The 20,917-nt window shown below is 70.2% G+C and carries 20 protein-coding genes and 1 pseudogene; 18 read left to right on the top strand and 3 right to left on the bottom strand.

Going from position 1 to position 20,917, the window contains the following annotated elements:
- Window positions 1-7 precede the first annotated feature (7 nt).
- A complete protein-coding gene (locus AC1DDU_RS18220) occupies window positions 8-1,093 on the top strand; it encodes a UDP-N-acetylglucosamine--N-acetylmuramyl-(pentapeptide) pyrophosphoryl-undecaprenol N-acetylglucosamine transferase (protein WP_477436582.1) in 1,086 nt (361 codons plus the stop codon).
- A gap of 9 nt (window positions 1,094-1,102) precedes the next feature.
- Here AC1DDU_RS18220 and AC1DDU_RS18215 read toward each other — a convergent pair whose 3' ends face one another.
- The gene (locus tag AC1DDU_RS18215; RefSeq protein ID WP_477436580.1) at window positions 1,103-1,510 is read right to left on the bottom strand and encodes a GntR family transcriptional regulator; all 408 of its coding nucleotides are present in this window, start codon (window positions 1,508-1,510) and stop codon (window positions 1,103-1,105) included.
- A gap of 116 nt (window positions 1,511-1,626) precedes the next feature.
- On the opposite strand from AC1DDU_RS18215, the gene murC reads away from it, so the two are divergent.
- The 9 genes and pseudogenes from murC to AC1DDU_RS18170 all read left to right on the top strand — a co-directional run bounded on the left by murC (window position 1,627) and on the right by AC1DDU_RS18170 (window position 9,378).
- Window positions 1,627-3,033 carry a UDP-N-acetylmuramate--L-alanine ligase gene (gene murC / locus AC1DDU_RS18210; protein WP_477436578.1) on the top strand — a complete coding sequence of 469 codons (1,407 nt, stop codon included), beginning with the start codon at window positions 1,627-1,629 and terminating at the stop codon, window positions 3,031-3,033.
- Between the two features lie 6 nt (window positions 3,034-3,039).
- The gene (locus tag AC1DDU_RS18205; protein WP_477436576.1) at window positions 3,040-4,092 is read left to right on the top strand and encodes a cell division protein FtsQ/DivIB; all 1,053 of its coding nucleotides are present in this window, start codon (window positions 3,040-3,042) and stop codon (window positions 4,090-4,092) included.
- Window positions 4,093-4,256: 164 nt separating this feature from the next.
- Window positions 4,257-5,408, top strand: coding sequence for a cell division protein FtsZ (gene ftsZ / locus AC1DDU_RS18200; RefSeq protein WP_477436574.1), 1,152 nt, complete (start codon window positions 4,257-4,259; stop codon window positions 5,406-5,408).
- 24 nt (window positions 5,409-5,432) lie between these two features.
- Window positions 5,433-6,119, top strand: a complete 687-nt coding sequence (locus tag AC1DDU_RS18195) for a YggS family pyridoxal phosphate-dependent enzyme (protein WP_477436572.1) — start codon at window positions 5,433-5,435, stop codon at window positions 6,117-6,119.
- Window positions 6,120-6,151: 32 nt separating this feature from the next.
- Complete coding sequence (locus tag AC1DDU_RS18190) at window positions 6,152-6,616, top strand: cell division protein SepF (RefSeq protein WP_477436889.1); 465 nt, start codon at window positions 6,152-6,154, stop codon at window positions 6,614-6,616.
- Between the two features lie 9 nt (window positions 6,617-6,625).
- Window positions 6,626-6,925, top strand: coding sequence for a YggT family protein (locus AC1DDU_RS18185; RefSeq protein WP_477436570.1), 300 nt, complete (start codon window positions 6,626-6,628; stop codon window positions 6,923-6,925).
- 160 nt (window positions 6,926-7,085) lie between these two features.
- Window positions 7,086-7,658 (top strand): DivIVA domain-containing protein, encoded by a 573-nt coding sequence (locus AC1DDU_RS18180; protein ID WP_477436568.1) that lies wholly within the window; start codon window positions 7,086-7,088, stop codon window positions 7,656-7,658.
- 3 nt (window positions 7,659-7,661) lie between these two features.
- Window positions 7,662-8,234, top strand: a pseudogene (lspA, locus tag AC1DDU_RS18175) (signal peptidase II); the annotation flags it as partial.
- Window positions 8,235-8,457: 223 nt separating this feature from the next.
- Window positions 8,458-9,378, top strand: coding sequence for an RluA family pseudouridine synthase (locus AC1DDU_RS18170; RefSeq protein WP_477436566.1), 921 nt, complete (start codon window positions 8,458-8,460; stop codon window positions 9,376-9,378).
- 9 nt (window positions 9,379-9,387) lie between these two features.
- On the opposite strand, the gene AC1DDU_RS18165 is transcribed toward AC1DDU_RS18170, so the two are convergent.
- A complete protein-coding gene (locus tag AC1DDU_RS18165; protein ID WP_477436564.1) occupies window positions 9,388-9,861 on the bottom strand; it encodes an NUDIX hydrolase in 474 nt (157 codons plus the stop codon).
- Between the two features lie 103 nt (window positions 9,862-9,964).
- On the opposite strand from AC1DDU_RS18165, the gene AC1DDU_RS18160 reads away from it, so the two are divergent.
- From AC1DDU_RS18160 to AC1DDU_RS18130, 7 genes are all read left to right on the top strand, one after another.
- Window positions 9,965-10,534 (top strand): GNAT family N-acetyltransferase, encoded by a 570-nt coding sequence (locus AC1DDU_RS18160; protein ID WP_477436562.1) that lies wholly within the window; start codon window positions 9,965-9,967, stop codon window positions 10,532-10,534.
- Between the two features lie 9 nt (window positions 10,535-10,543).
- Window positions 10,544-10,993: a DinB family protein gene (locus tag AC1DDU_RS18155; protein ID WP_477436560.1), complete on the top strand. Its 450-nt coding sequence runs from the start codon at window positions 10,544-10,546 to the stop codon at window positions 10,991-10,993.
- Between the two features lie 189 nt (window positions 10,994-11,182).
- On the top strand, window positions 11,183-14,653 hold the full coding sequence (gene dnaE / locus AC1DDU_RS18150) for a DNA polymerase III subunit alpha (RefSeq protein ID WP_477436888.1): 3,471 nt from the start codon (window positions 11,183-11,185) through the stop codon (window positions 14,651-14,653).
- A gap of 100 nt (window positions 14,654-14,753) precedes the next feature.
- Window positions 14,754-15,803 (top strand): hypothetical protein, encoded by a 1,050-nt coding sequence (locus tag AC1DDU_RS18145; protein ID WP_477436558.1) that lies wholly within the window; start codon window positions 14,754-14,756, stop codon window positions 15,801-15,803.
- A 30-nt stretch (window positions 15,804-15,833) separates the two neighbouring features.
- A complete protein-coding gene (gene hisD / locus AC1DDU_RS18140) occupies window positions 15,834-17,135 on the top strand; it encodes a histidinol dehydrogenase (protein ID WP_477436557.1) in 1,302 nt (433 codons plus the stop codon).
- Between the two features lie 31 nt (window positions 17,136-17,166).
- Entirely contained in the window at window positions 17,167-17,658 is a 492-nt protein-coding gene (gene nrdR / locus AC1DDU_RS18135; RefSeq protein WP_477436555.1) for a transcriptional regulator NrdR, read from the top strand.
- Window positions 17,659-17,733: 75 nt separating this feature from the next.
- Entirely contained in the window at window positions 17,734-18,759 is a 1,026-nt protein-coding gene (locus AC1DDU_RS18130; protein WP_477436553.1) for a quinone-dependent dihydroorotate dehydrogenase, read from the top strand.
- Window position 18,760: 1 nt separating this feature from the next.
- Here the strand turns inward: AC1DDU_RS18130 and AC1DDU_RS18125 are convergent, their stop codons facing one another.
- Window positions 18,761-19,342: a DUF3043 domain-containing protein gene (locus AC1DDU_RS18125; protein ID WP_477436551.1), complete on the bottom strand. Its 582-nt coding sequence runs from the start codon at window positions 19,340-19,342 to the stop codon at window positions 18,761-18,763.
- A gap of 47 nt (window positions 19,343-19,389) precedes the next feature.
- Between AC1DDU_RS18125 and AC1DDU_RS18120 the strand changes: the two genes are divergently transcribed.
- Window positions 19,390-20,790: a M20/M25/M40 family metallo-hydrolase gene (locus AC1DDU_RS18120; RefSeq protein ID WP_477436549.1), complete on the top strand. Its 1,401-nt coding sequence runs from the start codon at window positions 19,390-19,392 to the stop codon at window positions 20,788-20,790.
- Window positions 20,791-20,917 lie beyond the last annotated feature (127 nt).

Below are 20,917 nucleotides of genomic sequence, written 5' to 3'. Positions count from 1 at the left end.
TCGGGGAGTGACGACGTACCTCCTCGCCGGCGGTGGCACTGCCGGCCACGTCAACCCGCTGCTCGCCGTAGCCGATGCCCTGCGTGCCCGTGATCCCGAGGCCGAAGTGCTCGTGCTGGGCACGCGCGAAGGGCTCGAGGCGCGCCTGGTGCCCGAGCGGGGATACGAGCTGCTGTTCGTCGACAAGGTGCCGTTCCCGAGGCGCCCGAACGGCGCCGCCGCGGCGTTCCCGGCGCGGTTCCCGCGTGCGATCAACCAGGTGCGCACGCACATGCGCGAGCGCGGCGTGGATGTCGTCGTCGGTTTCGGCGGCTACGCCTCGGCTCCCGCCTACGTCGCGGCGCGTCGTGAGCGCGTCCCCTTCGTGGTCCACGAGGCGAACGCCCGCCCGGGCCTCGCGAACGTGCTGGGCGCCCGCCGTGCGGCGGGCGTCGGCGTCGCATTCGAGGGCACGCCGCTGAAGCGCTCGCGCGTCGTCGGGATGCCGCTGCGCCACGAGATCGTCACGCTCGACCGTGCCGCACTCCGCGCCGAGGCGGCCGAGCACTTCGGACTCGACGCATCGCGCCCCGTGCTGCTCGTCTTCGGCGGGTCGCTGGGCGCGAAGCGCCTGAACGAAGCCTTCGGCGAGGGACAGGATGCCGCATGGCGCGACGTGCTCGCCGCCGGCTGGCAGCTTCTGCACGCGACCGGGGAGCGCTCCGAGCTGCCTGACCCGGGCGCCGCGGGCTATGCCATGCTCCGCTACATCGACCGCATGGACCTCGCGTTCGCGCTGGCGGACGTCATCGTCTCGCGCGCCGGCGCGGCCACGGTCAGCGAGATCAGCGCGCTCGGCATCCCGGCCGTCTACGTTCCGTACGCGGTGGGCAACGGGGAGCAGGCGCTGAACGCGTCGTCCGCCGTGCGTGCGGGTGCCGCCGTGCTGATCCCGGATGCCGACTTCACCGGTGAGCGGGTGCGGTCGGACGTCGTGCCGCTGCTCGCCGACGGCGCGCGGCGTGCGGCGATGGTGGAGGCCGCGGCATCCGTCGGCATGCGCACCGGAACCGAGAACGTGGTCGCGATGATCGACGACGCGCTTCGCGGCTGACGTGTCGGGTCAGGCGGTCGCAGGGCCGGATGCGCGCAGCGCCGCCGCGACGAGGGCCAGGGCCTCGTCGGAATCGAGCCGCAGGTCACGCACCTGCGCCGCGAACGCGGCAGCGGCGCGCTGCAGCTGCTGACGCGCGGGATCGGCGTCGAACGCGACGAACGTGCCGTTGCGGCCGTGCGTCTCGATGATCCCGGATGCCTCCAGCTCGCGATACGCGCGGGCCACGGTTCCCGGGGCGATGCCGAGGTCTTCCGCGAGCTTGCGCACGGTCGGGAGGCGTTCCCCGGCGGCGAGCTCGCCCGACGAGACGGCATCCACGAGACCCGCGCGCAGCTGCTCGAACGGCGGGACCGCGGAAGAGGGATCGATGACGATGGAGGAGACGGCTCTCGTCGACCCAGGATCGGTTGTCACACGATGATCGTGTACTCCTTTGTACCAATGTGTCAACACATAGCGTGCCGACTCCGTGGACGTGCCGGGCGCGCCGGGGCCGCGGCATCCGCCCGTCAACTTAGGATTGACGGGTCATGATCAGACCCGATCTCAGCCTTCCCATTCCCGCCGACATCACCGCCGCCCATTTCATCGGAATCGGCGGATCCGGCATGTCGGGGCTCGCCCGCATGTACCTGGAGCGCGGCATCCGCGTGTCGGGCTCCGATCGCGCCGACAGCAAAGCGCTGCGCGAGCTCGCCGAACTGGGGGCGACGGTGCACGTCGGCCACGATGCCGCGAACCTCGCCGACGACGTCGACACCGTCGTGCACACCGGGGCGATCTGGCCCGAGAATCCGGAGTTCGTGCTGGCGAAGGAGCGCGGTCTCCACGTCATCCACCGCTCGCAGGCGCTGTACTGGCTCATCGGCGGGCGTCGTCTGGTGTCGGTCGCCGGCGCGCACGGCAAGACCACCTCGACGGGCATGATCGTGACCGCGCTGCGTGATCTCGGCGTGGACCCGACGTTCGTCAACGGCGGCGTCATCGCCCAGCTCGGCGTCTCGAGCGGCAGCGGCAGCGACGACATCTTCGTCATCGAGGCCGACGAGTCGGACGGCACGTTCCTGCTGTACGACACGTCGATCGCGCTCATCACCAACGTCGACCCGGACCACCTCGACCACTGGGGTACCCGCGACGCGTTCTACGCGGCGTTCGCCCGGTTCGCGAACGAGGCGCGCGAAGCCGTCGTCATCTCCTCCGACGACGCGGGCGCGCGGCGCGTGGCCGCGGAGCTCACCCACCCGCATGTCGTCAGCTTCGGCGAGGCGGCGGACGCGACGGTGCGGGTGAGCGACATCGTCACCGAAGGGCCGGTCTCGTTCCGCATCAGCTACGACGGAACGACCGTCGACGCGCAGCTGCCGATCCCGGGGGCTCACAACGCGATCAACGCCGCCGGCGCGGTCGCGGTGCTGCTCACGCTCGGCCACGGCCTCGAGCCGGCGGTGCGCGCGGTCGAAGGCTTCGCGGGCACGGTCCGCCGCTTCGAGCTGCACGGCGTCGAGCGCGGGGTGAGCGTCTTCGACGACTACGCCCACCACCCGACCGAGGTCGCCGCGGCCCTCGCCGCGGCGCGGACGGTGGTCGGCGACGGACGCATCATCGCCATCCAGCAGCCGCACACGTACTCGCGCACGCAGGAGATGTACCGCGAGTTCGCCGAGGTGCTCGAACAGTACGCCGACCACACCGTCATGCTCGACGTCTACGGCGCCCGCGAAGACCCGGTGCCCGGAGTCACCGGCGAACTCGTGAGCGGGGCGTTCGCCGACCCGTCGCACGTGCATTTCGTGCCGGACTGGCAGGAGGCCGCCGACTACACCGCGTCGGTCGCGCGCGACGGCGACTACGTCATCACGCTGGGCTGCGGCAACGTGTACCTCATCATCCCGCAGGTGCTCGAGGCGCTGGGCCGAGCGGGCTCGGGGGAGTAAGGCCGTATGCGCCGCCCCTCGCCGCTGCCGCAGTCTCCCGCCGCACCGCGCGGCGACAAGGGCGCGAACGCGTCGGCGCCGTCCGAGCCGGAACACGTCGTGTCGGTGGACGAGAACGTCGCGCCGGTGCGAGGACGGGCGATGGCGGATGCCGCCGGCCCGGCGGACGCCGGGGACTCCGACGAGAACCCCACCGCACCGGTCATCCCGCTCGCCGGGCCGACGCCGCTTCCCGGCCGGCCCGCGGCTGCGGCCGCGAAGGACGCCCCGGCGGACGATGAAGCGTCGGACGGTGATGTCGGCTTCCGTGAGGTCTGGAAGGCGGCGCGGGCCCGCCGCAGGGCGCTGCGCGCCGAGATCCGACGGTTCACCGTCCGTCAGCGGCGTCGCCGAGCGCTGTGGCTCGGGGCCGCGGCATCCGTCGTCGTCCTGGCGCTGGCGACCGTCGGAGCCGCCTACAGTCCGCTCTTCGCCGTCGAGAAGATCTCGGTCGTCGGAGCCGAGCAGCTCGCGGCCGCCGACATCTCCGCGGCCCTCTCCGGCCAGGTCGGCAAGCCGCTGCCGCTGGTGGACGAAAGTGCCGTCAAGGCCGCGTTGATCGCGTTCCCGCTCATCGAGACCTACGCGCTCGAGGCGCGCCCGCCGCACGAGCTGGTCGTGCGGATCGTCGAGCGCACGCCGGTGGGACTGATCCAGACGCGCGCCGGGTACACCCTCGTCGACGCGGCGGGCGTCGCGCTGTCGACGTCGGCCACGCCCAGCCCCGGGACGCCGCTGCTCACGATCACCGGCGGCGTGAAGTCTGATGCGTTCGCCTCGGCGGGGCGCGTGATGCGCGCGCTTCCGGACGAGATCCGGCTGCAGGTCACCGAGGTGTCGGCATCCACTCCCGACGACGTGACCCTGACGCTGGGCGGCACCAACACCCAGGTGGTGTGGGGGAGTGCCGAGGAATCTGCCATCAAGGCCGTCGTGCTGCAGAAGGCGATGGCTGCCCGTCCGCCTGCCGACGTCGCCACGTACGACGTCTCTTCGCCGCACGCGATCGTCGTCCGCTGACCTCGCAGGCCGGATCCGGGCCCGGATGCGGCGACACGCCGTCCCATTCCAGGCGACGGCGCGGCATCCATCTACTTTCGTGACAAGGAATTGCATACCGGGCAATTCTTTATACCTCTACTAGAGGTTGAAGGTTTAGAAGGTCCAGGGCTACGGAGGCCGGCATGAGCCAGAACCAGAACTACCTCGCCGTCATCAAGGTGGTCGGCGTCGGCGGCGGCGGCGTGAACGCGGTCAACCGCATGATCGAGCTCGGCCTGCGAGGCGTCGAGTTCATCGCCATCAACACCGACGCCCAGGCGCTGCTCATGAGCGACGCCGACGTCAAGCTGGACGTGGGCCGCGAGCTCACGCGTGGGCTCGGTGCAGGCGCCGATCCCGAGGTGGGCCGTCGTGCCGCCGAAGACCACGCGGAGGAGATCGAGGAGGCGCTGCGCGGTGCCGACATGGTCTTCGTCACCGCGGGCGAAGGCGGCGGCACCGGCACCGGTGGCGCTCCTGTCGTCGCGAAGATCGCGAAGTCGATAGGAGCACTCACGATCGGTGTCGTGACGAAGCCCTTCTCGTTCGAGGGCCGTCGCCGTCAGCAGCAGGCGGAGTCCGGCGTCGCACGCCTGAAGGAAGAGGTCGACACCCTCATCGTCGTGCCCAACGACCGACTCCTCGAGATCAGCGATCGCGGCATCTCGATGATCGAGGCGTTCGCCACGGCCGACCAGGTGCTCCTCGCCGGTGTCCAGGGCATCACCGACCTCATCACGACGCCCGGTCTCATCAACCTCGACTTCGCGGACGTCAAGTCGGTCATGCAGGGCGCCGGTTCCGCCCTCATGGGCATCGGCTCGGCGAGGGGCGCGGACCGTGCCATCAAGGCCGCCGAGCTCGCCGTCGAATCGCCGCTGCTGGAAGCCTCGATCGAGGGCGCGCACGGCGTGCTGCTGTCGATCCAGGGCGGGTCGAACCTCGGCATCTTCGAGATCAACGACGCCGCCCAGCTCGTCAAGGAGGCTGCGCACCCCGAGGCGAACATCATCTTCGGAACGGTCATCGACGACACCCTCGGCGACGAGGTGCGCGTCACGGTCATCGCGGCCGGCTTCGACGGCGGCGAGCCGCAGGCGCGCATCGAGCCGATGTCGGCGAGCCGCGTGGTCTCGACGCCGGCGCTGCCCGTGACGCCTGCCGACGAGGCTGCTAAGGATCGCGACACCGTCGAGCAGCCCGCGATCCCGGTCACCGTCGGTGCCGTCGCCGAGTCGTCGTACGACGCCGCCTTCGGCGACGACGACCTCGACATCCCCGACTTCCTCAAGTAAGCCGCCCGGCGAGCTTCGGAACCGATGGGAGACCTGGCCTCACGTCTCGCGGCGATCGACGAGCGGATCGCGGATGCCGCGCACGTGGCGGGCCGCGATCCCGCCGAGCTGACCCGCATCGTCGTCACCAAGTTCCATCCCGCCTCGCTCGTCGAGCAGCTGTACGCGCTCGGCGTGCGCGACGTGGGGGAGAACCGGCAGCAGGAGTTCAGCCGCAAGGCCGTCGAGGTCGGTGATCTCGACGGCCTGCGCTGGCACTTCATCGGGCAGGCGCAGACCAACAAGGCGCGGGCTATCCGGGCGGCGGCATCCGTGGTCCACTCGCTCGACCGCACCCGCCTCGCCGACGCGCTGCACGCCGCCGCCGAACCGGGCGAACCGGTCCTCGACGTGCTGCTGCAGGTCAACCTCACCGATGACCCGGGCCGCGGCGGCGTCGCGGCCGGCGACCTGGAGGTCCTCGCCGCCCACACCGCCGCACTGCCCTCGCTGCGGGTGCGTGGCGTCATGGCGGTCGCGCCGCTCGACGAACCGCCGGCCCCGGCGTTCGCGCGGCTGAGGGGGCTGTCCGACGACGTGCGGGCGGTCGTACCCGATGCGGAATGGATCTCGGCGGGCATGACCGCGGACTTCGTCGAGGCGATCGCCGCCGGCGCGACACACCTTCGCATCGGTTCGGCAATCACCGGACCCAGACCACAACGCGGTTAGCCTCGGAACAGATGAGCACTACGGAGGATCAGATGTCGAACCCGCTCAAGAAGACGATGGTGTACCTCGGACTCGCTGACGAGGAAGAGGTCTACGAGGAGCCGGCGCCCCAGCCGCGTGCCCGCAAGTCCGAGCAGGTCGTCGACAAGCCGGCTGCCCCGGTGACGCCGATCCACCGGCCCACCGTCGTCCGCCAGCCGGCACCGCCCGCGATCAACGAGATCCTCACGGTGCACCCGAAGCAGTACCGCGACGCCCAGGTCATCGCCGAGAACTTCCGTGACGGCATCCCCGTCATCATCAACCTCTCGCAGATGAGCGACGCCGACGCGCGCCGCCTGATCGACTTCGCCAGCGGTCTGTCGCTCGGCCTCTACGGGCGCATCGAGCGGGTCACCAGCAAGGTCTTCCTGCTGTCGCCCGAGAACGTCGCCGTGTCGGGTGACGGGGCGGTCGCGCAGGCGGACCCGGACTCGGTTCCGTTCGCGCAGCCGTAATCTGGCTACGTGGCAGTCGTCCAACTCATCGCAGCGATCCTCAACCTGGCGCTGCTGCTCTATGTCTTCGTGTTGCTCACGCGACTGATCCTCGATTGGATCCCGTTCTTCAACCGTGAGTGGCGCCCTCGTGGCGCCGGGCTGGTCGCCGCCGAGATCATCTACACCGTCACCGATCCGCCGATCAAGCTGTTCCGGCGCTTCATCCCGCCGCTGCGCGTCGGGGCGATCGCGATCGACTTCGGATTCGCGCTGACGATGCTGCTGTGCTTCATCCTCCTCAGCATCACGCGCACGATCGCAGGCTGAGCGGTTTCCGTGATCCGGTCTGTCGTCCTTCGACTCTCCCAGAACCGGTGACTATGCTTTGCTGATACGAACGGCCTCCACACCGGCGGCCACACCGACATCGGCCCCCTGGCTCCGATCGCAAGACCGGCCCACCCAGACGCTCGAAAGAGGAATCACCATGGCTTTGTCCCCCGATGACGTCGTCACCAAGCAGTTCCAGCACGTCCGCTTCAAGGAGGGTTTCGACCCGGATGAGGTGGACGACTTCCTCGACGAGATCGTCGTCGAGTGGCGCAAGGCTCTCGCTGAGAACGAGGAGCTGAAGGCCAAGCTGGCGGCGTACGAGTCGGGTGCCGCCCCGGCGCGCGCTGCCGAGCCCACCCCGGCCCCGGCCGTCGAGGCCGCTCCCGTCGGTGGTGCCGCACCCGCGGCCAGCGCCGGCATCATCGAGCTCGCGCAGCGTCTGCACGACGAGCACGTCGCCGAGGGCATCGCCCAGCGCGACCAGCTCATCGCCGACGCCAAGGCACAGGCAGCCTCGATCGTCTCCGACGCCGAGACGCGTGGCCGCGAGGAGCTCGCCAAGCTCGACCGCGAGCGCTCGGGCCTCGAGAGCCGCATCTCGGAGCTGCGCAACTTCGAGCGCGACTACCGCGCTCAGCTGCGCAGCTACATCGAGGGCAAGCTGCGCGACCTCGAGACCACGGCGACGACGTCCGGCGCACAGCCGGTCTCGGCGCTGGGCCTCTAGCCCTTGTCGGGCCGACCTCCCCTTCGTCAGGCGGCGGCCGGCGCCACCATCGCGGGACTCGCGGTGCTGGTGCTGGCCGCCGACCAGTTGGCGAAGTACTTCGCGCTTCAGAACCTGCCCTATCAGGAGAACGTCCCGGTCCTCGGCGACTTCCTGAGCTTCTACCTGACGCGCAACCCCGGCGCCGCCTTCTCGCTCGGCGAGGAGGTCACCTGGATCTTCACGATCGCGCTGGCCGCGGTGGCCGTGGTCATCGGCTGGCTCGCCGCGCGCCGCGTCCGCTCACGGGTCTGGGCCGTTGTCCTGGGTCTCCTCCTCGGCGGCGTCCTCGGCAACCTCACCGACCGCCTGCTGCGCGATCCCGGGTTCGGGGTCGGTCACGTCGTCGACTTCATCAACACGCCGTGGATGTGGTTCTTCCCGGGCATGTCGCCCGCGATCTACAACATCGCCGACATCTTCATCGTGTGCGACATGATCGCTGTCGCCATACTGGTGCTCGTGGGGTTGCACATGGACGGTACGCGAGACGGCGACCGCGCTGAGAACGAAGAGACCATCCTGGGTGCCGAGGGCGACCAGTTCGCGCCGGGCGGTGCGGTGGAGGGATTCGGCGACGAGTTCCCCGTCGCGGACCCGGATGCCGGCATCCCCGCCGACGAGCGAGGTCTTCCGCCGCTCAGCGACAGCGAACAGCGCGAGGTAGCGGCCGAAGCCGAGGCGGAGGCCGAGAAGTACGAAGCGGACCGGGATGCCGGACGCGAGCCCGGGCGACCGGGATCCGGCGCCGAACTCTGACGTGGAATCGCGCAGCCTTCCCGTACCCGACGGGCTCGACGGCGCTCGGGTCGATGCGGCCCTCGCGAAGATGCTCGGCTTCTCGCGCACCTTCGCGGCCGATGTCGCCGAAGCCGGCGGCGTGACGATGGACGGGCGCACGCTCGCGAAGTCCGACAAGCTGCGCGGCGGCGCGTGGCTGGACGTGTCGTGGGCGCCGAAGGAGGAGCCTCGCGTCGTCCCGGTGGAGGTGCCCGACCTGGGCATCGTCTACGACGACGACGACATCGTCGTGGTCGACAAGCCCTCGGGCGTCGCGGCGCATCCGTCGCTCGGCTGGGAGGGGCCCACGGTGCTGGGAGCCCTCGCGGCGGGCGGGTACCGCATCGCGACGACCGGTGCGGCCGAGCGTCAGGGCGTCGTCCATCGCCTCGACGTCGGCACGAGCGGGCTCATGGTGGTCGCCAAGACCGAGCGCGCGTACGTCGCGCTCAAGCGCGCGTTCAAGGAGCGTGAGGTCGAGAAGATCTACCACGCCGTGGTCCAGGGGCATCCCGACCCCCTCGTCGGCACCATCGACGCGCCGGTCGGGCGGCATCCGTCGCACTCGTGGAAGTTCGCGGTGACACCGGACGGCAAGGACTCGGTGACCCACTACGAGACGCTCGAGGCGTTCCCGGGTGCGTCGCTGCTCGAGATCCACCTCGAGACCGGTCGCACCCACCAGATCCGCGTCCACATGGCCGCGCATCGGCATCCGTGCGTCGGCGATCCGCTCTACGGCGCCGACCCGACCCTCTCGGCCCGTCTGGGGCTCACGCGCCAATGGCTGCACGCCCACGAGCTGTCGTTCGCGCACCCGACGACGGGGGACTGGGTCACGTTCACGTCGGACTATCCGGCAGACCTCGCGCACGCCCTCGAGGTGCTGCGCGGCGATTGACCGGTCGCGTCAGCGGCCGCCCTCGAACTGCGCCGGGCCCTCGGCGCGCGCGTATGCGATGCGGCGGTACATGTCGGGCAGCTCGAGGTCGGGCAGCGCATCGACGTCGTACCAGCCGACCTCGGTCATCTCGCCGTCGACGGGGATCGGGTCGCCCGACACCCACGTGCAGCGGAAGACCACGTCGAGGTAGTCGACCTGGTCGCCGTGCGGATAGACGACCCGCGGCAGCTGGTGCACCCACGCGAGCCGATCCACGCGGCACACCACGCCGGCCTCCTCGAGCGTTTCGCGCACGGCCGCGTCGGCGGGCTCCTCGCCCGGATCCACGATCCCGGTGATGGGCGTGAGGGCGCCGTTGTCGCTGCGGCGTCCGAGCAGCACGCGGTCGCCGCGGAATACGACGGCGGTCGTGCCGACGAGCGGCAGCGGGAGCGTGCCGATCTTGCGGCGGAGGTCGAGGACGAAGTCGGGGGTCGGCATCCTCTCACCCTACGCACGGCCCGGCGGCGGCCGCTCTCGACGCGCGTGCGGGGATCTGCGGAAGGGAAGAGCGGATGTCGGAGCCCTGCGCCACGATGTGTCCATGACGATCGAGGTGCGTCCCGCGACGGTGTTCGACGACGTCGCGGCGGTGGTCGGGCCGAAGAACCCCGACTCGAACGTGTGCTTCTGTCTGAGCTATCGCATTCCCTCCAAGGAGAATCTCGCCCTGCGCGGCCCCGAGCGCGGTGAGCGCGTGCGCAGGCTGATCGACGAGGAGGGACCGATCGGCGTGCTCGCGTACGACGGTGATGTGCCGGTCGGGTGGGCGGCTGTCGCGCCGCGCACGCGCACGCATTTCGCGACCTTCCGCAAGATCCCGCACGTCGACGACCTCGATGTCTGGTCGCTGTGGTGCTTCCGCGTCCGCCCCGGACACCGCAAGAAGGGCGTGATGCACGCGCTGATCGACGGCGCCGTCCAGTTCGCCCGCGACGGCGGCGCGCCCGCGATCGAGGGATACCCCGTCGACAACGGCGATGCACGCGTCGACCTCACGATGGCGTACGTCGGCACGCGGCGGCTGTTCGAGCAGGCGGGCTTCGCCAAGGCCGCCGACACCGAGTCGGTGCTCTCGGGGTTTCCTCGCGTGCTGATGCGGCGCGACCTCTAGCGTGGACGCGTGAACCACCTCCTGCGCCGCCGCCTCGAGCGCGCCAACACGCTCTACCTCGACTTCGTCGATACCGTCACCGCGGAGCAGCTCGCCTCGCACCTGGTCGATCTTCCTTCCGACACGATCGGCCATCAGCTGTGGTGCGTGCTCGGCGCGCGCGAAAGCTACCCGCGCGCGGCGAAGGCGGGGGAGTGGCAGGGGTTCACGAGTCCCGTCACGGCGGAGCAGACGACGGATGCCGCAGCCGTGCGCGCCGCGCTCGTGCAGACCGCCGCCGATGTCGACGAATGGGTGGCCGGGCTCGACCCGGGCGACGACGACTCGCTTCGTTACGTCCTCGCGCTGCTGGAGCACGAGACGCAGCACCACGGCCAGCTGATCCGGTACCTCTACGGCCTGGGCATCCCGCGACCCCACTCGTGGCAGCAGCAGTACGCGCTCGACGAGGACTTCTGAGACTCCGTGAACCGCCTGCGCGGCATCCGGTATTTCCCGAGCTTCACCCTCCACTCGAGGGTGAACCCACCTCGGCGGCCGGTCCCGCCGACACCCGGCGGGGCCCGCCGCGACGTCGGCGACCCTCCGTAGACTCGAGGCGTGGCATCCGACTCCTTCGTTCATCTGCACGTGCACAGCGAGTACTCGATGCTCGACGGGGCGGCCAAGATCGGCGCGATGACGCAGGCGGCCGCCGAGTACGGGATGCCGGCCATCGCCGTCACCGACCACGGCAACACGTTCGCCGCGTTCGAGTTCTATCGCGCGGCGCAGGCCGCAGGTGTGAACCCGATCATCGGGCTCGAGGCGTACGTCACCCCGGGTACCCACCGCAGCGACAAGTCGCGCGTGGCGTGGGGCACGCCCGAGCAGAAGAGCGATGACGTCTCGGGCTCCGGCGCCTACACCCACATGACGCTGTGGAGCGAGACCACCGGGGGCATGCACAACCTGTTCCGGTTGAGCTCGCGGTCGAGCATGGAGGGTTACTACTTCAAGCCGCGCATGGACCGCGAGCTCCTGCAGACCTACGGCAAGGGCCTGATCGCGACGACCGGGTGCCCGTCCGGCGAGGTGCAGACACGCCTGCGGCTCGGTCAGTACGACGCGGCGCGCGCAGCGGCCGCCGAGTTCCAGGACATCTTCGGCAAGGAGAACTACTTCGCCGAGATCATGGACCACGGGCTCTCGATCGAGCGGCGGATCATGACCGATCTGCTGCGGCTCGCGAAGGATCTCGACATCCCGCTGGTCGCCACCAACGACTCGCACTACACGCACCAGCACGAGGCCGACGCGCATGCGGCGCTGCTGTGCGTGCAGTCGGGATCGACGCTCGACGACCCGAACCGCTTCAAGTTCGACGGCGACGGGTACTACATCAAGACCGCGCAGGAGATGCGGCAGCTGTTCCGCGACCACCCCGAGGCGTGCGACAACACGCTCCTGATCGCCGAGCGCTGCAAGGTCGAGTTCAACACGTCGGCGAACTACATGCCGCGCTTCCCCGTCCCCGACGGCGAGACCGAGGACAGCTGGCTCATCAAGGAGGTCGAGCGCGGCCTGCACTACCGGTACCCCGGCGGGATCCCCGACACGGTCCGCAAGCAGGCCGAGTACGAGACCGGGATCATCCTGCAGATGGGATTCCCCGGGTACTTCCTCGTGGTCGCCGACTTCATCAACTGGGCGAAGGACCACGGCATCCGCGTCGGTCCCGGCCGTGGTTCGGGTGCCGGCTCGATGGTGGCCTACGCCATGAAGATCACCGACCTCGACCCGCTCGAGCACGGGCTGATCTTCGAGCGCTTCCTCAACCCCGACCGCGTCTCGATGCCCGACTTCGACGTCGACTTCGACGACCGGCGCCGCGGCGAGGTGATCGACTACGTCACCGAGAAGTACGGCTCCGAGCGCGTCGCGCAGATCGTCACGTACGGCACCATCAAGTCGAAGCAGGCTCTCAAGGACGCCGGCCGCGTGCTCGGGTTCCCGTTCAGCATGGGGGAGCGCCTGACCAAGGCGATGCCCCCGCCCGTCATGGGCAAGGACATGCCGCTGGACGGCATGTTCGACCCGCAGCATCCCCGCTACAAGGAGGCTGTCGAGTTCCGCACGCTCATCGAGACCGACCCCGAGGCCAAGACGGTGTTCGACCGTGCGCTCGGGCTCGAGGGCCTCAAGCGCCAATGGGGCGTGCACGCCGCCGGCGTCATCATGTCGTCCGAGCCGCTGCTCGACATCATCCCGATCATGCGCCGCGAGCAGGACGGCCAGATCGTCACGCAGTTCGACTACCCGTCGTGCGAGACCCTCGGCCTCATCAAGATGGACTTCCTGGGGCTGCGCAACCTCACGATCATCTCCGACGCGCTCGACAACATCCGCCTCAACCGCGGGGAGGAGCTCGACCTCGAGCACCTGACGCTCGACGACCGGCCCGCCTACGACCTGCTCACCCGCGGCGACACGCTGGGCGTCTTCCAGCTGGACGGCGGCCCGATGCGGTCGCTCCTGCGGCTCATGAAGCCCGACAACTTCGAAGACATCTCGGCCGTCATCGCGCTGTACCGACCCGGGCCGATGGGCGCCAACTCGCACACGAACTACGCCCTGCGCAAGAACGGCCTGCAGGACATCACGCCGATCCACCCTGAGCTCGAAGATCCGCTGCGCGACATCCTCGACACCACCTACGGCCTGATCATCTATCAGGAGCAGGTCATGGCCATCGCGCAGAAGGTCGCCGGGTTCTCGCTCGGACAGGCCGACATCCTCCGCCGCGCCATGGGCAAGAAGAAGAAGTCCGAGCTGGACAAGCAGTACGAGGGCTTCTCCGGCGGCATGAAGGAGCGCGGTTTCGGCGAAGCAGCGATCCAGGCCCTGTGGGACATCCTCCTGCCCTTCTCGGACTACGCCTTCAACAAAGCGCACTCCGCCGCATACGGACTCGTGTCGTACTGGACCGCGTATCTCAAGGCGCACTATCCCGCCGAGTACATGGCGGCGCTGCTCACCAGCGTCGGCGACTCCAAGGACAAGATGGCGGTCTATCTGAACGAGTGCCGTCGCATGGGCATCAAGGTGTTGCCGCCCGACGTCGGGCAGTCGATCCGGTACTTCGCGGCCGTCGGGGAGGACATCCGCTTCGGCCTGGGCGCTGTGCGCAACGTCGGCGGGAACGTCGTCGACGGGATCGTCGCCGCTCGCTCGGATGCGACGTACACGAGCTTCCACGACTTCCTCTCGAAGGTTCCGGCGCACGTGGCCAACAAGCGGACCGTGGAATCCCTCATCAAGGCGGGTGCGTTCGACTCGATGGGGTCGACACGGCGCGCGCTCATGGAGATCCACGAGGACGCGACCGAGGCGGCGGTGCTCGACAAGCGTCGCGAGGCCAACGGCGAGGTCGGGTTCGATTTCGACGCCCTGTGGGGCGACGACGAGCCGCAGCAGGCCGCGAAGGTGCCCGAGCGTCCGGAGTGGACCAAGAAGGACAAGCTCGCCTTCGAACGCGAGATGCTCGGCCTGTACGTGTCCGACCACCCGCTGGCAGGCCTCGAGATCCCGCTCGCCAAGCACGCGTCGACGAGCATCCACGATCTGCTCGCCTCCGAAGACATCGGCGACGGCGACCAGGTGACGATCGCCGGCCTCGTCACGAGCGTGCAGCACCGCGTCGCGAAGCAGAGCGGGAACCCCTACGGCATGATCACCGTCGAGGACTTCGACGGCGAGATCACTGTCATGTTCATGGGCAAGACCTACACCGAGTTCCAGCACATGCTGCAGGCGGACTCGATCCTCGTGGTGCGAGGGCGGGTCTCGCGGCGGGACGACGGCATGAACCTGCACGCGCAGTCGGCGTTCACCCCCGACCTCGGGAACGTGGACGATTCGAGCACGCTGGTGCTGATCATGCCGGAACGCCGGGCGAGCGAGGCCCTCATCGGTGAGCTGCTGCAGACGCTGAACCGCCACTCGGGCGACACCGAGGTGTCTTTGAAGCTGCACAGCGGCACCGTCGCGAAGGTGTTCGAGGTGCCGCACACGGTACGGATCACCCCTGATCTGTACGGCGAGCTCAAGGGGCTGCTCGGGCCCCAGTGCCTCGGATGATGAACCCCCGCGCGGTGACGTGCCGTCTCATCGGCATCTCATTCGCCGTAGGTAATATCGGGTCGACGCGGGCCTCGGGAGCCCGCCGGAAGGAACGAACGTGACGGACGAGAAGCAGGACGTGGACATCGACGAGGCGGCGACCGTGGACGAGGAGCAGCCGCAGTACGGCGTCGGGCCGTTCTCGATCCGTGAGGTCGCGCTCGCGGGCACGTGGCTCGTCGCGTTCGTGGTGTCGTTCTTCCCGATCATCGGCGCGATCGGCCAAGGGCCGTCCGTGTGGGGCAGTGGAATCGACTGGGTCCTGACCGTGGCCGTTCCGACGGTGGCCGTCTTCCTCGTCGTGCTGCGACGGCTGTCGCCGCAGGGCATCCGCCGTGTGGGCTCGCTGGCGATCGACCAGTTCGCGTCCGTCGCGTTCTCGGTCTCGACCGTGCTGTGGCTGGGAATGCTGTGGCACTCCTTCATCACGCTGGCCGATCAGGGCTTCTTCCTCGCCACGTGGGTCGTCTGGGTCGAGTTCTTCCTCATGCTCGCAGGCGTGGTGCTCACCGTCTTCGCGCCCTTCATCGGTCCGTTCGCGCAGGACTTCCGCGGGCGACCCGAGGTGCCCGCTCACCGCGCCGCGCGTCCCGTGCGCCCGGTCTCGCCGCGGCCGCCCATGCCTGTCTCCGAGGGAACGGATGCCGCGGCCCCGGCCGACGCCGTCGACGCGACGCCGGGCACTCCAGACGCCACCGAGACCACGGTGATCACGCCGTACAGCGCCGACGAGACCGTCGTGCTCGATGCGGCGGAGACGGAGACCGAGGCCGAGGCTGTAGACACGGAGCCCACCGCGGCCGAATCGCGGACCGACGAGTCGACGGACTCGGCGGGGGACCAGGCCGCCGAGGAGGCACGCGAGCCGGAGCGCACGGCCGACGCGGCCGCGCCTGCCGCTGCATCGGCGGCCGGCCCTCACCAGGCCTTCTGGGCGCTCGCGCCCGAAGAGCGCGACATCGTCGACGAGATCGGCATCCCCGTGTTCCGCATCGGTCCGTCGGCCTGGGCCCTCGTCATCGAGGACCGCGGCGAGGTGTTCGTGGTGCGCCACGAGGACGGCCGCATCGGCTACCTGCACGACGTCTCCGGCGTCACGCGCGGCTGACCTCCCACGCCCGCGCGGTACCGTAGACGGATGCTCCGGACGATCGATCTGCGCGGGCGCACGCTCTCGCCCGCCGACCTGCTCGCGACCGTTCCCCGTGCCGTCGCGGCGCGGGAGGAGGCCCTGGCGACCGCCGCGCACATCGTCGACGACGTGGCGACGCGCGGCGAGACCGCGCTACGCGAGCAGGCCGAGCGGTTCGACGGCGTCACCGGGCACGACATCCGTGTTCCCGCGGAGCACCTCGACGAAGCGCTCGCGTCACTCGACCCGGCGGTGCGATCGGCGCTGGAGCAGGCGATCGCGCGTGTGCGCCAGGCATCCGCTGCTCAAGTGCCCGCACCGACCGTCACCGAGCTCGGTCCGGGTGCGCGTGTGATCCAACGCTGGCAGCCGGTGCGGCGCGTCGGCCTCTACGTCCCCGGTGGCAAGGCGGTGTACCCGTCCAGCGTGGTCATGAACGTCGTGCCCGCCCAGGTCGCGGGAGTGTCCGAGATCGCCCTCGCCTCGCCCCCGCAGCGCGCATTCGACGGGCGGGTGCACCCGGTGATCCTCGGCGCCGCGAAGCTGCTCGGGGTGACCGAGGTGTACGCGATGGGCGGTGCCGGCGCGATCGGCGCGCTCGCGCACGGCGTGGAATCCCTCGACCTGGCACCTGTCGACGTCGTCACCGGTCCGGGCAACAACTTCGTCGCCGCCGCGAAGCGCGCCGTCGCGGGCCTGGTGGGGACGGATGCCGAAGCCGGCGCCACCGAGATCCTCATCGTGGCCGACGACTCGGCCGACCCCCGCCTGGTCGCCGCCGACCTCATCAGCCAGGCCGAGCACGACGAGCAGGCCTCCGCAGTGCTCGTCACCACCTCGGAGCAGCTGGCGGAGGCGGTCAACGACGCACTGGCCCCGCGCGCGGCCGCGACCCGGCACGCCGAACGTGTCGCCGTCGCGCTGGCCGGGCCGCAGTCCGCGGTCGTGCTCGTGGACGACCTCGCCGCGGCGACCGCGTTCAGCAACGCCTACGCACCCGAGCACCTCGAGCTGCACCTGGTCGATCCTCGCCCGGACGACTTCGTGCACGCGGGGGCGGTCTTCGTCGGGCCCGACTCCCCGGTGAGCCTCGGCGACTACCTGGCCGGCAGCAACCACGTGCTCCCGACCGGTGGTCAGGCGCGCTACTCGGCGGGTCTGTCCGCGGCGACGTTCCTGCGCCCGCAGCAGGTCATCGAGTACGACCGTGCCGCTCTCGCAGCGGTCCGCGACGCCATCGTGACGCTCGCCGAGGCGGAGGCCCTGCCCGCGCACGGCGAGGCCGTCACGGCGCGGTTTCAGGACTGAGACCGGAATCCCGGCGTAGGCTGTCCCTGCCATGCACTGCCCGTTCTGCCGCCACGCCGACTCGCGCGTCATCGACTCACGCACCAGCGACGACGGTCTCAGCATCCGTCGCCGTCGTCAGTGCCCGCAATGCGGCGGTCGCTTCACGACCATCGAGACGGCGAGCCTCAACGTCATCAAGCGCTCGGGCGTGATCGAGCCGTTCAGCCGCGAGAAGGTCATGTCAGGGGTGCGCAAGGCGTGCCAGGGTCGCCCCGTGACCGAAGCCGACCTGGCCGTGCTCGCCCAGACGGTGGAGGAGAGCATCCGTCAGACCGGCGCGTCGCAGCTCGACGCGAACGAGATCGGACTGGCGATCCTCGGCCCGCTGCGCGACCTCGACGAGGTCGCCTACCTGCGGTTCGCGAGCGTCTACCAGGCGTTCGACTCGCTCGAGGACTTCGAGGCGGCGATCGAGCAGCTGCGGGCGGATCATGGGCACGCCGGCGCGACCGCGGCACCTGCGGAGTCCGCCGCCGACTAGCCGCCGACAGGATGCGGTGAAGCGCCGGACGACGCACGTCCGGCCGCGCAGAGGCGACCGGATAGCCTAGAAGGGATGTATCCCCTCCTCTTCCGCACTGTGCTGTCGCGCATGGATCCCGAGTCCGCCCACCACGCCGCGATGCTGGTGATCCGGGTGCTGGGGGTGCCGCCCTTCTCGTGGGCGGCGCGAGCGCTCACCCGTCCCGCTCCCGAGCTCGCCACGACCGCCCTGGGACTGACCTTCGCGTCGCCGTTCGGGGTCGCCGCGGGCTTCGACAAGGACGTGAAGGGCGCATCGGGTCTCCACGCGCTCGGGTTCGGCCACGTCGAGGTGGGCACGGTCACCGCGATCCCGCAGGACGGCAACCCGCGGCCGCGGCTGTTCCGGCTCGTCCCCGACCGCGCCGTCGTGAACCGCATGGGATTCAACAACCACGGCGCCGAGGCCGCAGCGGCCCGCCTGCGCCGGCTTCGCCGCCGCTCCCGTCGCGCGGTGCTCGGCGTGAACATCGGCAAGAGCCGCGTCGTCGAGGTCGCCGACGCCACCGCCGACTATGTCCGCAGCGCGACCCTGCTCGCGCCCCTCGCGGACTACCTCGTCGTCAACGTCTCGTCACCGAACACCCCCGGCCTGAGAGGCCTTCAGGCGGTCGAGACGCTGCGCCCGCTGCTGGACGCGGTGCGCGAGGCCGCCGGAGCCACCCCGCTGCTCGTGAAGATCGCCCCCGACCTCGCCGACGACGAGATCGTCGCGATCGCCCAGTTGGCGGTCGACGCAGGGCTCGCCGGGATCATCGCGACGAACACGACCATCTCACGCGAGGGCCTGGTCACCGACGCCGCGACGATCGCGGCCGCGGGCGACGGCGGGCTCTCCGGCGCGCCGCTGAAAGTGCGCGCGCTCGAGGTGCTTCGTCTGCTGCGGGAGGCCGTCCCCGCCGAGTTCTGCGTGATCTCGGTCGGCGGCGTAGAGACCGCAGCGGATGTGCAGGAGCGGATGGATGCCGGAGCCTCGCTGGTGCAGGGCTACACGGCCTTCCTCTACCGCGGTCCGCTCTGGGCGCGCCAGATCAACCGCGGGCTGACGAAGCGTCGCTGAGTCAGGCGGGCTTCTGACCTCGCTTGACCTGCGGCTTGGGCAGGCGCAGGAACCGCATCTGCACGGTGCGCATCGCGGCGTACCAGCCGAGGCCCTTCTCGACCTTGCCCTCGCCGAACTTCTTCTTGACCGCGCGCTTGACGGTGATCGAGGTGATCACCATGTCGCCGATGACGATGAAGATGAACACCCACAGGCCGACGAACGCGTAGTACTGCAGTCCGGGGACCGGGATGAAGGTCGCGAGGATCACGAGCACCATGGCGGGCATCACGGCCTCGCCGAGGTGCCAGCCCGCGTCGACCCAGTCGCGCACGAACTTGCGCTGCGGGCCCTGGTCGCGGGCGGGGAGGTAGCGCGCGTCGCCGTTGGCCATGCCGATGCGGGCCTTCTCGCGCTGGGTGGCGAGGTCGGCCTTCGCGCGCGCCTTCGCCTCCTTGGTGTCGGGCACGAGTGGCCGCTTGCGGGCGGCCTCCTGCTCGGCCCGCGACGGCGTCGCACGGCCCTTGCCGACGGGCGTGCCGTTCAGGACGGTGCCCTCGGAGGGAACGTCGTTCGACACGGATTCGGAGTTCTTGGCCACGGATGATCCTCGCAGTGCGGAGAAGGGGTGCACTTAAGATTACCCGCATGACCTCTGAGCTCTCCCGACAGGATGCTGTGCGCGACGCCGCGGCCTCCGGCATCCCTTCCGCCCTCGCTGATCTCGGCACCCTCGTGCGCATCCCCTCCGTCGCATTCCCGGGCTTCGACCCGGCGCAGGTGCAGCGCAGCGCCGAGGCCGTCGCCGCTCTCGTGCGCGAGACCGGCCTGTTCGAGACGGTGGACATCCGCACCGCCGTCATCCCTGAGACGGGGGAGCAGGGCAACCCCGCGGTCCTGGCCACGCGGGCCGCGCGCAACGGCCGGCCCACGATCCTGCTGTACGCGCACCACGACGTGCAGCCGACCGGCGACGAGTCGCTGTGGGAGTCCGCGCCGTTCGAGCCGACCGTCCGCGGTGGCCGCCTGTACGGTCGCGGCGCCGCCGACGACAAGGCGGGCATCATGGCGCACGTCGCCGCGCTGCGCGCGCTGAAGGAGGGCGTCGGCGACGACTTCGACCTCGGCGTCGCGCTCTTCTTCGAGGGCGAGGAGGAGGCCGGCTCGCGCTCGTTCGCGCAGTTCCTCTCCGACAACGCCGACGCGCTGCGCGCCGATGTCATCGTCGTCGCCGACTCCGGCAACTGGGACGCGAAGACGCCGGCGCTGACGGTGTCGCTGCGCGGCAACACCCGCTTCACCCTGCGTGTGCGCACCCTCGAGCACGCGTCGCACTCCGGCATGTTCGGGGGAGCGGTGCCCGACGCCATGATGGCGACGGTCAAGCTGCTGTCGACGCTGTGGGACGAGGACGGCGCGGTCGCCGTGGCAGGCCTCACCGAGCGGGATGCCGAGACCCCGCCGTACAGCGAGGAGACGCTGCGCGACGAGGCCGGGCTCCCCGCGGGGGTCTCGCCGATCGGTCGCGGCACGATCCTGAGCCGTATCTGGAACAAGCCGTCGATCACGGTCACCGGCATCGACGCGCCGAGCGTCGTGAACGCGTCGAACACGCTCAGCCCCGAGATCTCGGTGGTCATCAGCGCGCGCATCGCGCCCGGCCAGAGCGCCCGTGACGCGTATGCCGCCATCGAGGCGCACCTGCGCGCGAACGCGCCGTTCGGCGCCCAGCTGGAGTTCTCCGACCAGGACTACGGCGACGCGTTCCTCGTGGACACGTCCGGCTGGGCCGTGGAGGCCGCTCGCGCGGCCCTGCACGAGGGGTACGGCGTCGAGTCCGTCGACATCGGGGTGGGCGGATCCATCCCGTTCATCGCCGACCTCGTGCGCGAGTTCCCGGGCGCGCAGATCCTCGTCACCGGCGTCGAGGACCCGCACGCGAAGGCGCACAGCCCGAACGAGTCGCTGCACCTGGAGACCTTCCGCAACGCCGTGCTCTCCGAGGCGCTCCTGCTCGAGAAGCTCGACGCACGCGCCCCGCAGGCGTAGGCGCTGCTCCGAGATCGGCGCGATCCCGCCGATCTCGGAGCCTCCTGGCAGCGCGCACGCGTAGAATCGAGGCATCCCGCCGCCGGCTGTGGATGATCGATCCCGGCGGCCCGTCCGGAGGAGCGCC

This window comes from Microbacterium sp. 05T445, assembly GCF_056395865.1.
The sequence above is the reverse complement of the archived record's forward strand: the minus strand, read 5'-3'. Positions and strand labels throughout refer to the sequence as shown.

Excerpts from the sequence above, each read along its gene's own strand:
- murC (WP_477436578.1), top strand. The coding sequence starts at position 1,627 with ATGATCAGACCCGATCTCAGCCTTCCCATTCCCGCCGACATCACCGCC.
- AC1DDU_RS18205 (WP_477436576.1), top strand. The coding sequence starts at position 3,040 with ATGCGCCGCCCCTCGCCGCTGCCGCAGTCTCCCGCCGCACCGCGCGGC.
- ftsZ (WP_477436574.1), top strand. The coding sequence starts at position 4,257 with ATGAGCCAGAACCAGAACTACCTCGCCGTCATCAAGGTGGTCGGCGTC.
- AC1DDU_RS18195 (WP_477436572.1), top strand. The coding sequence starts at position 5,433 with ATGGGAGACCTGGCCTCACGTCTCGCGGCGATCGACGAGCGGATCGCG.
- AC1DDU_RS18190 (WP_477436889.1), top strand. The coding sequence starts at position 6,152 with ATGTCGAACCCGCTCAAGAAGACGATGGTGTACCTCGGACTCGCTGAC.
- AC1DDU_RS18180 (WP_477436568.1), top strand. The coding sequence starts at position 7,086 with ATGGCTTTGTCCCCCGATGACGTCGTCACCAAGCAGTTCCAGCACGTC.
- AC1DDU_RS18165 (WP_477436564.1), bottom strand. The coding sequence starts at position 9,861 with ATGCCGACCCCCGACTTCGTCCTCGACCTCCGCCGCAAGATCGGCACG.
- AC1DDU_RS18160 (WP_477436562.1), top strand. The coding sequence starts at position 9,965 with ATGACGATCGAGGTGCGTCCCGCGACGGTGTTCGACGACGTCGCGGCG.
- dnaE (WP_477436888.1), top strand. The coding sequence starts at position 11,183 with ATGCTCGACGGGGCGGCCAAGATCGGCGCGATGACGCAGGCGGCCGCC.
- hisD (WP_477436557.1), top strand. The coding sequence starts at position 15,834 with ATGCTCCGGACGATCGATCTGCGCGGGCGCACGCTCTCGCCCGCCGAC.
- nrdR (WP_477436555.1), top strand. The coding sequence starts at position 17,167 with ATGCACTGCCCGTTCTGCCGCCACGCCGACTCGCGCGTCATCGACTCA.
- AC1DDU_RS18130 (WP_477436553.1), top strand. The coding sequence starts at position 17,734 with ATGTATCCCCTCCTCTTCCGCACTGTGCTGTCGCGCATGGATCCCGAG.
- AC1DDU_RS18120 (WP_477436549.1), top strand. The coding sequence starts at position 19,390 with ATGACCTCTGAGCTCTCCCGACAGGATGCTGTGCGCGACGCCGCGGCC.